Below are 13,120 nucleotides of genomic sequence, written 5' to 3'. Positions count from 1 at the left end.
CGGCCCCCGGCACGGACGTCGCCGTGGCCCGGATCAGGACCGCGGACCACGGCGGTCTCCCTTCCGCGCGGTCCCGGAGCAGGACACCGGCTCCCCGCCCGGAAAACCTCCGACCGTCGTGACGGAGTGGCGTCGGGTCTAGAACCCGGCGGGCTCCGTGTACACGCCCCACTCGTCCCGCAGGACGCCGCAGATCTCGCCGAGCGTCGCCTCCGCGCGTACGGCGTCCAGCATCGGCTCGATCATGTTGGCGCCGGAGCGCGCGGCCGCGACCATGGCGTCGAGCGCGCCGCGCACCTTCGCGTCGTCGCGGGCGGCCTTGCGCTCGCCGAGGAGCCGCACCTGCTCGCGCTCCACCTCGTGGCTGACGCGCAGGATCTCCAGGTCGCCGGTGACGGACCCGGTGTGGACGTTGACGCCGACGACCCGCTTGTCGCCCTTCTCCAGCGCCTGCTGGTAGCGGAACGCCGACTCGGCGATCTCGCCGGTGAACCAGCCGTCCTCGATGCCGCGCAGGATGCCGGAGGTGATCGGCCCGATCGGGTGCTGCCCGTCCGGGTGGGCCCGCAGGCCCCGCTCCTTGATCTGCTCGAAGATCTTCTCGGCGTCCGCCTCGATGCGGTCGGTGAGCTGCTCGACGTACCAGGAACCGCCCAGCGGGTCGGCGACGTTGCCGACGCCGGTCTCCTCCATCAGCACCTGCTGGGTGCGCAGGGCGATCTCGGCGGCCTGCTCGCTGGGCAGCGCGAGGGTCTCGTCGAGGGCGTTGGTGTGCAGCGAGTTGGTCCCGCCGAGCACCGCGGCCAGCGCCTCCACGGCGGTCCGTACGACGTTGTTGTACGGCTGCTGCGCGGTCAGCGAGACACCGGCGGTCTGGGTGTGGAAGCGCAGCCACTGCGCCTTGTCGCTCTTCGCGCCGTAGACGTCCCGCATCCAGCGCGCCCAGATCCGCCTGGCCGCACGGAACTTGGCGATCTCCTCGAAGAAGTCGACGTGCGCGTCGAAGAAGAAGGACAGGCCGGGGGCGAAGACGTCGACGTCGAGGCCGCGGCTGAGCCCCAGCTCCACGTAGCCGAAGCCGTCCGCGAGTGTGTACGCCAGCTCCTGCGCGGCCGTCGCCCCGGCCTCGCGGATGTGGTACCCGGAGACCGACAGCGGCTTGTAGGCGGGGATGCCGGCCGCGCAGTGCTCCATCAGGTCGCCGATGAGGCGCAGATGGGGCTCGGGCTGGAAGAGCCACTCCTTCTGCGCGATGTACTCCTTGAAGATGTCCGTCTGCAGCGTGCCGTTGAGCACGGCGGGGTCGACGCCCTGGCGCTCGGCGGCGACGAGGTACATGCAGAAGACGGGCACGGCGGGCCCGCTGATCGTCATGGAGGTCGTCACGTCCCCGAGCGGGATGTCCCGGAACAGGACCTCCATGTCGGCGGCCGAGTCGATCGCCACCCCGCAGTGGCCGACCTCGCCCAGGGAGCGCGGGTCGTCGGAGTCGCGGCCCATGAGCGTCGGCATGTCGAAGGCGACGGAGAGCCCGCCGCCGCCGTTGCCGAGGATCATCTTGTACCGCTCGTTGGTCTGCTCCGCGTTGCCGAACCCGGCGAACTGCCGGATGGTCCACGTCCGCCCCCGGTAGCCGGTCGGGTACAGCCCGCGGGTGAAGGGGTACTCCCCCGGCCAGCCGATCCGCTCGAACCCCTCATAGGTGTCCCCGGTCCGGGGCCCGTACACCGGCTCCACGGGATCGCCGGAGAGCGTGGTGAAATCCGCGTCGCGCTTGCGAGCGGCGTCGTACCGGGCCTGCCAGCGTCGGCGGCCCTCCTCGATGGCGTCAGCGTCCATGCCTTCGAATTTACTAGGACGTCCTAGTAAATGTCGATGGGGGACCGCCGCACGCTGCTCCGTACGGCGGTAGGACGCGTTACGCGACCGCGGGGGCCTCGTCCGCGACCTTGCCCTCCAGCTCGCGGCTGATCCTGCGCTCCACGAAGAACGCGGCGGTGGGGACGGTCCCGGCGAGCAGCACCCAGAGCTGCTTCTTGACCGGCCACTTCGCCTTGGAACCGAGGTCGAAGGCGAAGATCAGGTAGACGACGTAGAGCCATCCGTGGGCGATGCTGACCACCTGCGTGAAGTCGGCCGCCCCGCCCATGTCGAGCGCGTACTTGCCGATCATGCCGAGGGTCAGCGCGACGAGGAGGACACCGGTGACGTAGGCCATGATCCGGTAGCGGGTCAGCACGCTCTTCTTCATGGAGTCGAGCGTAACGGGCCGTTCCGGGAGATCTTGCCCGGGGTCACTCGCCCTCGAAGTCCCCCGCCGCCAGCCGCAGCGGCCGGAGCATCGCGAAGAGTTCGCCGCACTCCTCGGCGTCGTAGGCGCTCAGGCCGAAGTCCATGGCCATCAGGTCGCGGGTGGCGGACTCGACCACCTCGCGGCCCTTGTCGGTGATGGTCGCGAGGGTGCCGCGGCCGTCGTTGGGATTGGGGCGCTTGGCGACCAGGCCCGAGCGCACCAGGCGGTCCACGGTGTTCGTCACCGACGTGGGGTGCACCATGAGCCGCTCGCCGATCTTGGACATCGGCAGCTCACCGGACTTGGAGAAGGTCAGCAGCACCAGGGCCTCGTACCGCGCGAACGTGAGGCCGTACGGCTTGACGACCGCGTCCACCTCGGCCAGCAGGATCTGCTGCGCCCGCATGATCGAGGTGATCGCGGCCATCGACGGCACGCTTCCCCAGCGCTGCTTCCAGAGCTCGTCGGCGCGGGCGATGGGATCGAACGAGAGACTGAGCGGCTTCGGCACGGACCAGACCCTACCGGCCGGTCATATGCCGGTCAGCCCTGTCTCACTCATCGGTCCCGTCGGTCAGCCGCCGCCGCGTGCCAAGTGGCGTTCGACGGTCTCCACCTTGGACGTGAGGCCGTCCTCCACCCCCGGGCGGATGTCCGCCTTGAGGACCAGGGAGACGCGCGGCGCACGTGCCTCCACCGCGGCCACGGCGCGCTTCACCACGTCCATGACCTCGTCCCACTCGCCCTCGACCGAGGTGAACATCGCGTCGGTGCGGTTCGGCAGGCCGGATTCGCGGACCACCCGCACGGCGTCGGCGACGTACTCCCCCACGTCCTCGCCGACGCCGAGCGGTGTCACGGAGAAGGCGACGATCATGCCTTCACGGCCCCTTCGGCGCGGGCGCGGGAGGCGATCACCGCGTCCTCGGCCTCGCGCTTGAGGCGGCGGTCGGCGAAGAAGCCGCCGGTGGGCAGGACCGACATCAGGAAGTAGAAGGCGGCGGTCCCCAGCGACCACTTGGCGCGGTTCCAGGCGTCGGCCCAGAAGAGCACGTAGAGGACGAAGAGGAAGCCGTGGACCGCGCCCATCACCGGGACGGCGTTGAAGTCGGTGGTCCGCTTCAGGACCGAGCAGACGAGCAGCAGGAGGAACGAGATCGCTTCGGGGCCCGAGACCAGGCGGAGGCGGCGGAGGGCGGAGGCGGTCTTGATGTCCACGGGTCACCTTCGGTGGGAGAGACGTCGGCGTCGACGGGTCGGACGGCTTGTGAACGCACGCACAAGCGCCCCGCCATTGTGGCAAACGCCGTCCGCGGTCACCGGAGGGGGGCCGCACATCCCGTAGGGGCCGGCCGGGGCGCGACTCCACCCCCGGGATCTGTCGGCGGGGGCGAAGGTGCGGCTACCGTCGCAGGCGTGGCGATGTTCCGACTTCAGAGCAGCAAGGTGCTCGCCGTCGACATGACCGGGGACGCCGTGAAGGCGAAGAACGGCTCCATGGTCGCGTACGACGGTGAGATGGCCTTCAAGAAGCTCAGCGGTGGCGGTGAGGGGCTGAGGGGGATGGTGACCCGCAGGCTCACGGGCGAGCAGATGACGTTGATGGAGGTGAAGGGGCACGGGACCTGCTTTTTCGCGGACCGGGCCTCCGAGATCAATCTGGTGGCCCTGCAGGGCGACAAGCTGTACGTGGAGTCCAGCAACCTGCTGGCGACGGACGGGGGCCTGCGCACCGGGACCACGTTCACGGGGACGCGCGGGGCCTCGCAGGGCAACGGGCTGTTCACGACGACGGTCGAGGGGCACGGCCAGGCGGCGCTCCTGTCGGACGGGCCGGCGGTGCTGCTCCGGGTCAGCCCGCAGTACCCGCTGACGGTCGACCCCGGCGCCTATGTGGCCCACCAGGGGAACCTGCGGCAGTCCTTCCAGTCGGGTGTGACCTTCCGCACCCTGATGGGAGAGGGCGGCGGCGAGGCCTTCCAGATCCGGTTCGAGGGCGACGGGCTGGTCTACGTACAGCCCAGTGAGCGGAACACGATCGCGGGGGACGTGTGACATGGGCTTCCGGGAGATCAACGCGAAGATGATCGAGGCGACGGTGTCGCCCGGCCGGCGGCTGTTCAGTCAGCGCGGCGCGATGCTCGCGTACAAGGGGGAGGTCAGCTTCACCCCGAACATGGCGGGCGGTCAGGGCGGGGTGATGTCGATGATCGGGCGGCGGGTGGCCAACGAGGACACGCCCCTGATGACCGTCGAGGGCAGCGGCACCGTCCTGTTCGGGCACGGCGGCCACCACATCCAGGTGATCGACCTCGCCGGGGACACGCTGTACGTCGAGGCCGACCGGCTGCTGGCCTTCGAGGGCACGCTGGAGCAGGGCACGGTGTTCCTCGGCTCTCAGGGCGGGGTGATGGGCATGGTCCGGGGGCAGGTCTCCGGGCAGGGGCTGTTCACGACCTCGCTCAAGGGGCACGGCTCCGTCGCCGTGATGGCCCACGGAGGGGTCATCGAGGTCCCGATCACCCCGCAGCGGCCGGTGCACGTCGACCCGCAGGCCTACGTCGCCCACCACGGCGACGTGCGCAACAAGCTGTCGACCGCCCTCGGCTGGCGGGACATGGTGGGCCGCGGTTCCGGCGAGGCGTTCCAGTTGGAGCTGAGCGGCAGCGGTGCCGTGTACGTCCAGGCGTCGGAGGAGAAGCTGTGAGCCACACCGTCCACGATCCGGCGACGCTGCCCTCCGACGACAACGTCGATCACTACACCTTCTGCGTGGAGCTCAAGGGCACCCAGTGGTTCATGCAGAAGGGGAAGATGATCGCCTACTACGGTTCGATCGAGTTCAACGGGATCGGGCACGGGCGACTCGACCGACTCGTCCGCACCTCGTTCCATTCGCCACTGCACGCGAGCGACTGGGTCGTGGCGGAGGGCTCGGGCAAGATGCTCCTCGCCGACCGGGCCTTCGACGTGAATTCGTACGACCTCGAGGACGGCAACCTGACCATTCGCTCGGGCAACCTCCTCGCTTTTCAGCCAAGTCTCGCGCTCAAGCAGTCGATCGTGCCGGGTTTCCTGACGCTGATCGGAACCGGAAAGTTCGTGGCCGCATCCAACGGACCGGTGGTGTTCATGGAACCTCCCATCCGGGTGGATCCGCAGGCGCTGGTCGGATGGGCGGACTGCCCCTCTCCGTGCCACCACTACGACCACGGCTACATGACCGGCCTGATGGGCGGTCTACGTGCGATGACGGGCCTCGGCGGAGCCTCCGGCGAGGAGCACCAGTTCGAGTTCGTGGGGGCGGGCACGGTGCTGCTCCAGTCGTCCGAGACTCTGATGGCGGAGCAGGCCACGGGGGTGACTCCGCACGAGCCGGGGGTGCCCGGGGGCGGGGTTCCGGGTGGCCACGGGCAGGGGGCGGGCACACCGCGTCTTCCCGGACAGCTCGGAGACCTCCAGCGTCGCTTCGGGCTGTGAGCGGTAATGTGCGGGGTGTGACATCGAACGCCTGAGCACGGTGTCACACGGAAGCATTATTAGTTCGCCATTCAACTTCCTTAGGTAGACTTCATTCATGGAGACCGAGACGGCCACCCGCTGGCTGACCAATGCGGAGCAGTGCGCCTGGCGCACCCACCTGGAGGTCAACAGGCTGTTGACGTACCAGCTAGAGAAGGATCTGCAGCCGTTCGGCCTGACGATGAACGATTACGAGATCCTGGTCAATCTGTCCGAGTCGGAGGACCGGCGGATGCGGATGAGCGACCTCGCCTCCGCCACCATGCAGTCCAAGAGCCGCCTCTCGCACCAGATCACCCGCATGGAGAACGCGGACCTGGTCCGGCGGGAGAACTGCGAGTCCGACCGCCGCGGGCTGTACGCGGTCCTCACCGACCACGGCATGGAGACCATGCAGAAGGTCGCGCCGCACCATGTGGCGTCCGTGCGCCGGCACTTCATCGACCTGCTCTCCCCCGAGGCCCTCACCGAGCTCGACAAGGCCCTCAAGCCCATCGCCGAGCACCTGCGGGGGCAGCGGGGACGTCACTGACGTCCGTCAGCGGGCGAGCGGCAGGCGGAGTTCGAAGAGGGCTCCGCCGGCCGGCGACGCGGACGCCGTGAGCGTCCCGCCGTGCCGTAGGGCGACATCCCGCGCGATCGCCAGCCCCAGCCCCGCGCCACCGTCGTCGCGGCTGCGGGCGGCGTCCAGCCGTACGAACCGCTCGAAGATCCGCTCCCGGTCGGCCTCGGCCACGCCCTCGCCGTCGTCGGCCACCCCCAGGACCGCCCGGTCGCCCTCCCGCCGCACGGTCACGGTGACCCGACTGCGGGCGTGCCGCCGGGCGTTGTCCAGCAGGTTGGCGAGCACCCGCCCCAACTGCCCCCGCGATCCGGTCACCTCCGCCGGTTCCGCGTCCACCGTCACGCCCGTACGTCCCGCGGCCTCCTCGCGGGCCAGCGCGGACAGGTCGACCCGGGCGTCGGCGGGCCGCTCCCCCGCGTCCAGCCGGGCGAGCAGCAGCAGATCGGCGGCGAGGTGCTGGAGCCGCACGGTGTCCTCGACGGCGCCGTCCAGGTCGAGCAGCTCGGGGTGGGCGGCGGCCACCTCCAACTGGGTGCGCAGGGAGGCGATCGGGCTGCGCAGCTCGTGCGAGGCGTCGGCGACGAACCTCCGCTGCCGCTCCACGGACGCCTCCAGCGCGGCCAGTGTCTCGTTGGTGGTGCGGGCGAGACGGGCGATCTCGTCGTGGGTGGCCGGTTCGGGGACACGGCGGGCGAGGTCCTCGGAGGCGGTGATCGCGGCCATCTCGCTCCGGATGCCCTCCACCGGGCGCAACGCCCGGCCGGTGACCAGCCAGGTCACGCCGGCGACGACACCGAACAGGAGGGGGAAGCCGATGAGCATCACGGTCAGCGCGGTCCGCACGGCGCCGTGCTCGGCGGCGAGGGGGGCGCCCGCGTGGACGGTGAGGCGGCCCCGGTCGTCGGTCTCCACCTCCACGGCGGCGAAGCGGTAGTCCTCGGTGTCGCCGTCGACGGTCGCCGAGCCGTTGCTGAAGGTGGTCTCGGCGGCGATCTCGCCGGGGGCGAGGGACTCGTCGGAGTCGTCCGAGTCGTCGCCGGAGTCGTCGTCGTCCGGCTTCGGCGACTGCGGGGTCACGTCGGTCGTCGCCGTACCGGTGATCCGTCGCAGGTCCTCGGAGGCCGCGACCAGCCTCCCGTCCTCGTCGACGATCTGCACCGGGCTGTCGTCCCCGTCCAGCCCCGACAGTTTGTCGTACGGCGTCCGGGCGGCGAGTTCGGAGGCGACCGCCCGCGCGGAGCGTTCCGCCTGGGTGCCCGCCTCGCCGATCAGGTTGGAGCGCAGCGACAGCAGTACGGCGGTGCCGGCCACGACGAGGGCGACCGCGACCACGAGGGTGGCGCCGAGCGTCGCCCGTGCGCGGACCGAGCCGAACAGGCGGCTCACGGCGCCGTCTCCAGGCGGTAACCGGCGCCGCGCACGGTGCGGATGAGGCCGGCGCGCAGTTTGCGGCGCAGGGCGCTGACGTAGACCTCCACGATGTTGGGGTCGCCCTCGTAGGCGAAGTCCCAGACGTGTTCCAGGATGTCGGCCTTGGAGACCACCTCGCCGGCCCGCAGCACCAGGTGTTCGAGGACCGAGAACTCCTTCGCGGTCAGGGTCACTTCGCCCTCGCCCAGGAAGACCCGGCGGGCGGCGGTGTCCACCTTGAGGTCGCCGTGCACATGGACCGGAGAGGCCCCGGCACCCTGACGGCGGCGCAGCAGCGCCTTGATCCTGGCGACGAGGACGACGTACGAGAACGGCTTGGTGAGGTAGTCGTCGGCACCGGTGTCGAGCCCCTCCGCCTCGTCGTACTCGCCGTCCTTCGCCGTGAGCATCAGGATCGGCACGTCGTGGCCGGCGGCGCGCAGGGCGGCGCAGACCCGGTAGCCGTTCAGGCCGGGCAGCATGATGTCGAGGATCAGGAGGTCGTACGTCCCCTCCGTGGCCCGGTGCAGGCCCTCCCGGCCGTCGTGGACGACGTCCACGGCGTGGCCCTCGGCGGTGAGGCCCTTGGCGAGGGAGAGGGCGAGGCGTTTTTCGTCCTCCACGATCAAGAGTCGAAAGGGGCGGCGCGAAGCGCCTCCGGCAGGGTGGTGGTGGGAGACGGGCGGGCGCATGCGACAAGGGTCGCAAAGCGAAGCTGAAGATCCCTTCAGGCGGTTTCAGGTTCCCCTCAGCGTCGGTCGGCGAGATTGATGCCGTACAGAACGAAACGCAGTGACTCGGGAGGAATCCACATGAAGCGCAACATCGTGATCGCCGTCGTCACGGCCGCGGCCCTGGTCGGGGGCGGTACGGCCACGGCCCTCGCGGTCTCGGGGGACGACGACGGGCCGGCGTCGGTGACGCGGACGGAGACCCGGGCGGGGGACGACGACGGGCGGGACGACGGCACGCGGGACGACGACGGGCAGGACGGCGACCGCGACGGGCGTGCCGTCTCCGGTGACGTGACCGCCGCCGGCGCCATCGCCGCCGCGCTGGAGCACACGCCGGGTACGGCCGTCTCCGCCGAGCTGGACGACGAGGACGACGACGGCGGCAAGGCCGTCTGGGAGGTCGACGTCCTCGGCCGGGGGGACACCTGGTACAGCGTGCGCGTCGACCCGGGCAGCGGGAAGGTCCTGGGTGCCCAGAAGGACGACGAGGACGACACCGCCGAGGTGCGGGCGGCGCTGAAGGGGGCGTCGGTGACGGCCGGGGAGGCCGCGAAGGCGGCTGCCGCCAAGGGGACGGTCGTCTCCGTCGACCTCGATGACGACGACGACCGGGGGTGGGAGGCCGAGACGCGTGCCTCCTCCGGGGACGAGCGGGACTGGCGGGTCGATCCGAGCAGCGGCTCCGTCGCGGCCGACCGGGACGACGACGGGGGCGACTCGGACGACGACTGATCCGTTGTCGTCCCCGCCGCCCCTTCCCTCCCCCACTCCCGGCTTCGCTCGAGCGGGAGGTGCCCCCACCGTCCCCGGGGGCTGCGCCCCCGGAGCCCCCTTGTCCTCGAACGCCGGACGCGCTGGTCGGGCCGGACGGGCTACTTGGGGCTGGAGGTGGTCAGGCCCTTCACCAGTTCGTCCGCCGCTCGGTACGGGTCCAGGTCCCCGGCGATGATGCGTTCCGCCAGTGCGTCCAGGCGGCGGTCGCCGTGGAGGTCGCCGATGCGTTCGCGGAGGGCCGTCACCGCGATGGTCTCGACCTCGCGGGAGGCCCGGGCCAGGCGGCGGGTCGTCAGGACGCCCCCCTCCTCCATCCAGGCGCGGTGCTTCTCCAGGGCCTCGACGACCTCGTCGACGCCCTCGCCCCGCGCGGCGACCGTCTTCACGATCGGCGGGCGCCAGTCGCCGGGGGCGCGGGACTCGCCGAGGCCGAGCATGTGGTTCAGCTCGCGGGCGGTGGCGTCGGCGCCGTCGCGGTCGGCCTTGTTGACGACGTAGACGTCGCCGATCTCCAGGATTCCGGCCTTCGCCGCCTGGATGCCGTCGCCCATGCCGGGGGCCAGGAGCACCACCGACGTGTCGGCCTGGGAGGCGATCTCCACCTCCGACTGCCCCACGCCCACCGTCTCGACCAGGATCACGTCGCAGCCCGCCGCGTCCAGGACGCGGATGGCCTGCGGGGCCGCCCACGCCAGGCCGCCCAGGTGGCCTCGCGTGGCCATCGAGCGGATGTAGACGCCCGGGTCGGAGGCGTGTTCCGACATGCGGACGCGGTCGCCGAGCAGGGCGCCGCCCGAGAAGGGCGAGGAGGGGTCCACCGCGAGGACGCCGACCCGCTTGCCCTGTTTGCGGTACGCGGTCACCAAGGCCGAGGTGGACGTGGACTTGCCCACGCCCGGGGAGCCGGTCAGGCCGACCACGTACGCGTTCCCGGTCAGCGGCGCCAGGGCCGCCATGACCTCCCTGAGCTGTGGGGACGCCCCCTCCACCAGGGAGATCAGCCGGGCCACGGCCCGTGGCCTGCCTTCCCTGGCCTGGGCGACCAGCGAGGAGACGTCCTGCATCACAGCTCCGTTCACGAGAGGGAAATCAGCAACCTGCGAAGGACCCCGGGCTCAGGCCTTGGGCACCCGCACGATCAGCGCGTCGCCCTGGCCGCCGCCGCCGCACAGCGCCGCCGCGCCGACGCCGCCGCCGCGCCGCTTCAGCTCCAGCGCCAGGTGCAGCACGAGCCGGGCACCGGACATCCCGATCGGGTGACCCAGCGCGATGGCGCCACCGTTGACGTTCACCTTTTCGGTGGAAACACCCAGGTCCTTCATTGACTGCACGGCGACCGCGGCGAAGGCCTCGTTGATCTCGATGAGGTCGAGGTCGGAGACCTCCAGGCCCTCCTTCTTCAGGGCGTGCCGGATCGCGTTGGACGGCTGCGACTGGAGGGAGTTGTCGGGACCGGCCACGTTGCCGTGGGCGCCGATCTCGGCGATCCAGTCCAGGCCCAGCTCCTGCGCCTTGGCCTTGCTCATCACGACCACGGCCGCCGCACCGTCCGAGATCTGCGAGGAGGAGCCCGCGGTGATGGTGCCGTCCTTGGCGAAGGCGGGGCGCAGCTTGCCGAGGGACTCGGCGGTGGTGTCGCCGCGGATGCCCTCGTCCTTGCTGAACAGGACCGGGTCGCCCTTGCGCTGCGGGATCTCGACCGGGGTGATCTCGGCCTCGTAGATGCCGTTCTTCTGCGCGGCGGCGGCCCGCTGGTGGGAGAGGGCCGCGATCTCGTCCTGCTCGGGGCGGGCGATGCCGAGGCGGGTGTTGTGCTTCTCCGTGGACTCGCCCATGGCGATGTTCTCGAAGGAGTCGGTCAGACCGTCGTGCGCCATGGCGTCGAGCATCTGCACCGCGCCGTACTTGAAGCCCTCGCGGGACTTCGGCAGCAGGTGCGGGGCGTTGGTCATGGACTCCTGGCCGCCGGCGACGATCACGTCGAACTCACCCGCGCGGATCAGCTGGTCCGCGAGCGCGATGGCGTCGAGGCCGGAGAGGCAGACCTTGTTGACGGTGAGCGCCGGGACGTTCATCGGGATGCCGGCCTTGACGGCGGCCTGGCGGGCCGGGATCTGGCCCGCCCCGGCCTGGAGCACCTGCCCCATGATCACGTACTGGACCTGGTCGCCGCCGATCCCCGCACGGTCGAGGGCGGCCTTGATCGCGAAGCCGCCGAGGTCGGCCCCGGAGAAGGACTTCAGTGAGCCGAGCAGCCGACCCATGGGGGTGCGGGCGCCCGCGACGATGACGGAGGTCGTGCCGTTCGTTGCGGATGGTGCGGAAGTTTCGGAAGACATGAGCTGCGATCCCCTTCCGGCTGCACAGCCGAGGAGTGAACGAGGGTTTACTTCGAATGTACTGACGTGCGGTGGACCACGTCATCGCCCTTTCGGTGTGATCGCGCGCACGTTGCGTAACCACCGCGGGAGCGCTGCACTGATTCCATGCTGACGCGAATCGACCACATCGGGATCGCCTGTTTCGACCTGGACAAGACCGTGGAGTTCTACCGGGCCACCTACGGCTTCGAGGTGTTCCACTCCGAGGTCAACGAGGAGCAGGGCGTGCGCGAGGCCATGCTCAAGATCAACGACACCTCCGACGGCGGGGCCTCCTACCTGCAGCTCCTGGAGCCGACCCGGGAGGACTCCACCGTCGCCAAGTGGCTGGCGAAGAACGGCGAGGGCGTCCACCACATCGCTTTCGGTACGGCGGATGTGGACGCGGAGGCCGCGGACATCAAGGACAAGGGCGTACGCGTTCTGTACGAAGAGCCCCGGCGCGGCTCCATGGGGTCACGGATCACCTTCCTGCACCCCAAGGACTGCCATGGCGTACTGACAGAACTGGTCACTTCGGCGCCCGTTGAGTCGTCCGGGCACTGACCCACGTACATAAGGGCCGGTAGGGTTGGGTCCGGTCGCCGCTCGATGCGTGGTGACCCAGTCCCGTCGTCTTTGGCGACGGGATCGCCGGGGTCCGGTTTTCGGGGGGCGAGCGCGGGGCGGCAGCCCATGCTCCGCCGTTGATCTGACACCATTCCCCGGGGGCCCCGTTCGGCGGATGGACGGAGCTCGGCCAGACTTGCGACCAGGGGACGGATGGGACCGCGCAGTGCGGGGCTACGAGAGCCAGGAGCGAGAGCCGGCGGCTGACGTCGACCACCTCTCTCGGTTCGAAGCCGAGATGAAGCGGCTGAAGACCGAGCGGGAAAAGGCGATCCAGCACGCCGAGGACCTCGGCTACCAGGTCGAGGTGCTGCGCGCCAAGCTGCACGAGGCGCGGCGCACCATCATGTCCCGGCCCGCGTACGACGGCGGTGACATCGGCTACCAGGCCGAGCAGTTGCTGCGCAACGCGCAGGTGCAGGCCGACCAGCTCCGCGCGGACGCCGAGCGGGAGCTGAGCCAGGCGCGGGCGCAGACCCAGCGGATCCTCCAGGAGCACGCGGAGCAGGCGGCCCGGCTCCAGGCGGAGCTGCACCAGGAGGCGGTGACGCGGCGCCAGCAGCTCGACCAGGAGCTGGCGGAGCGCCGGCAGACCGTCGAGTCGCACGTCAACGAGAACGTGGCGTGGGCGGAGCAGTTGCGCGCCCGCACCGAGCAGCAGGCCCGCCGGCTCCTCGACGAGTCCCGCGCGGAGACCGAGCAGGCGCTGGCCGCCGCCCGCGCGGAGGCGGAGCGGTTGACGGCCGAGGCCCGGCAGCGGCTGCAGAGCGAGGCGGAGTCGGCCCGCGCGGAGGCCGAGCAGATCCTGCGCCGGGCCCGCGCGGACGCGGAG

The 13,120-nt window shown here is 70.7% G+C and carries 15 protein-coding genes and 1 pseudogene; 7 read left to right on the top strand and 9 right to left on the bottom strand.

All coding sequences use genetic code 11. The features are described from left to right. Positions 1 to 138 precede the first annotated feature (138 nt). The 5 genes from B7767_RS07460 to B7767_RS07440 all read right to left on the bottom strand — a co-directional run bounded on the left by B7767_RS07460 (position 139) and on the right by B7767_RS07440 (position 3,511). Entirely contained in the window at positions 139 to 1,839 is a 1,701-nt protein-coding gene (locus B7767_RS07460; RefSeq protein ID WP_085571461.1) for a methylmalonyl-CoA mutase, read from the bottom strand. A 79-nt stretch (positions 1,840 to 1,918) separates the two neighbouring features. Further along, positions 1,919 to 2,251: a DUF3817 domain-containing protein gene (locus tag B7767_RS07455; RefSeq protein ID WP_085571460.1), complete on the bottom strand. Its 333-nt coding sequence runs from the start codon at positions 2,249 to 2,251 to the stop codon at positions 1,919 to 1,921. Positions 2,252 to 2,294: 43 nt separating this feature from the next. Beyond that, a complete protein-coding gene (locus B7767_RS07450; RefSeq protein ID WP_085571459.1) occupies positions 2,295 to 2,804 on the bottom strand; it encodes a MarR family winged helix-turn-helix transcriptional regulator in 510 nt (169 codons plus the stop codon). 63 nt (positions 2,805 to 2,867) lie between these two features. Further along, on the bottom strand, positions 2,868 to 3,170 hold the full coding sequence (locus B7767_RS07445) for an MTH1187 family thiamine-binding protein (RefSeq protein ID WP_085571458.1): 303 nt from the start codon (positions 3,168 to 3,170) through the stop codon (positions 2,868 to 2,870). Further along, positions 3,167 to 3,511 carry a DUF3817 domain-containing protein gene (locus B7767_RS07440; protein ID WP_085571457.1) on the bottom strand — a complete coding sequence of 115 codons (345 nt, stop codon included), beginning with the start codon at positions 3,509 to 3,511 and terminating at the stop codon, positions 3,167 to 3,169. Before B7767_RS07440 ends, B7767_RS07445 begins: the two co-directional genes overlap by 4 nt. Before the next feature lie 204 nt (positions 3,512 to 3,715). Here B7767_RS07440 and B7767_RS07435 point away from each other — a divergent pair, with 204 nt between their 5' ends. The 4 genes from B7767_RS07435 to B7767_RS07420 all read left to right on the top strand — a co-directional run bounded on the left by B7767_RS07435 (position 3,716) and on the right by B7767_RS07420 (position 6,347). Beyond that, entirely contained in the window at positions 3,716 to 4,348 is a 633-nt protein-coding gene (locus B7767_RS07435; protein ID WP_085571456.1) for an AIM24 family protein, read from the top strand. Between the two features lies 1 nt (position 4,349). Continuing rightward, a complete protein-coding gene (locus B7767_RS07430; RefSeq protein ID WP_085571455.1) occupies positions 4,350 to 5,000 on the top strand; it encodes an AIM24 family protein in 651 nt (216 codons plus the stop codon). After that, entirely contained in the window at positions 4,997 to 5,773 is a 777-nt protein-coding gene (locus B7767_RS07425) for an AIM24 family protein (RefSeq protein WP_085571454.1), read from the top strand. The genes B7767_RS07430 and B7767_RS07425 overlap by 4 nt, the downstream gene beginning before the upstream one ends. 97 nt (positions 5,774 to 5,870) lie before the next feature. Then, positions 5,871 to 6,347 carry a MarR family winged helix-turn-helix transcriptional regulator gene (locus B7767_RS07420; protein ID WP_085571453.1) on the top strand — a complete coding sequence of 159 codons (477 nt, stop codon included), beginning with the start codon at positions 5,871 to 5,873 and terminating at the stop codon, positions 6,345 to 6,347. Between the two features lie 6 nt (positions 6,348 to 6,353). Here B7767_RS07420 and B7767_RS07415 read toward each other — a convergent pair whose 3' ends face one another. Beyond that, positions 6,354 to 7,766 carry a HAMP domain-containing sensor histidine kinase gene (locus tag B7767_RS07415; RefSeq protein WP_085571452.1) on the bottom strand — a complete coding sequence of 471 codons (1,413 nt, stop codon included), beginning with the start codon at positions 7,764 to 7,766 and terminating at the stop codon, positions 6,354 to 6,356. Next, a complete protein-coding gene (locus B7767_RS07410; protein WP_085571451.1) occupies positions 7,763 to 8,482 on the bottom strand; it encodes a response regulator transcription factor in 720 nt (239 codons plus the stop codon). Before B7767_RS07410 ends, B7767_RS07415 begins: the two co-directional genes overlap by 4 nt. 120 nt (positions 8,483 to 8,602) lie before the next feature. On the opposite strand from B7767_RS07410, the gene B7767_RS07405 reads away from it, so the two are divergent. Further along, positions 8,603 to 9,256, top strand: a complete 654-nt coding sequence (locus tag B7767_RS07405) for a PepSY domain-containing protein (RefSeq protein WP_085571450.1) — start codon at positions 8,603 to 8,605, stop codon at positions 9,254 to 9,256. Positions 9,257 to 9,396: 140 nt separating this feature from the next. Here the strand turns inward: B7767_RS07405 and meaB are convergent, their stop codons facing one another. Further along, the gene (meaB, locus tag B7767_RS07400) at positions 9,397 to 10,362 is read right to left on the bottom strand and encodes a methylmalonyl Co-A mutase-associated GTPase MeaB (RefSeq protein WP_085571449.1); all 966 of its coding nucleotides are present in this window, start codon (positions 10,360 to 10,362) and stop codon (positions 9,397 to 9,399) included. A gap of 51 nt (positions 10,363 to 10,413) precedes the next feature. Beyond that, entirely contained in the window at positions 10,414 to 11,637 is a 1,224-nt protein-coding gene (locus tag B7767_RS07395; RefSeq protein WP_085571448.1) for an acetyl-CoA C-acetyltransferase, read from the bottom strand. Positions 11,638 to 11,784: 147 nt separating this feature from the next. Between B7767_RS07395 and mce the strand changes: the two genes are divergently transcribed. Together mce and B7767_RS07385 are read left to right on the top strand one after the other, a co-directional pair. Further along, positions 11,785 to 12,225 carry a methylmalonyl-CoA epimerase gene (mce, locus tag B7767_RS07390; RefSeq protein WP_085571447.1) on the top strand — a complete coding sequence of 147 codons (441 nt, stop codon included), beginning with the start codon at positions 11,785 to 11,787 and terminating at the stop codon, positions 12,223 to 12,225. Positions 12,226 to 12,454: 229 nt separating this feature from the next. Further along, positions 12,455 to 13,120: pseudogene (locus tag B7767_RS07385) on the top strand (hypothetical protein); the annotation flags it as partial.

Source organism: Streptomyces sp. 13-12-16 (assembly GCF_002114215.1).
Taxonomy (GTDB): domain Bacteria; phylum Actinomycetota; class Actinomycetes; order Streptomycetales; family Streptomycetaceae; genus Streptomyces.
This window is presented reverse-complemented; position numbering and strand designations above follow the sequence as displayed.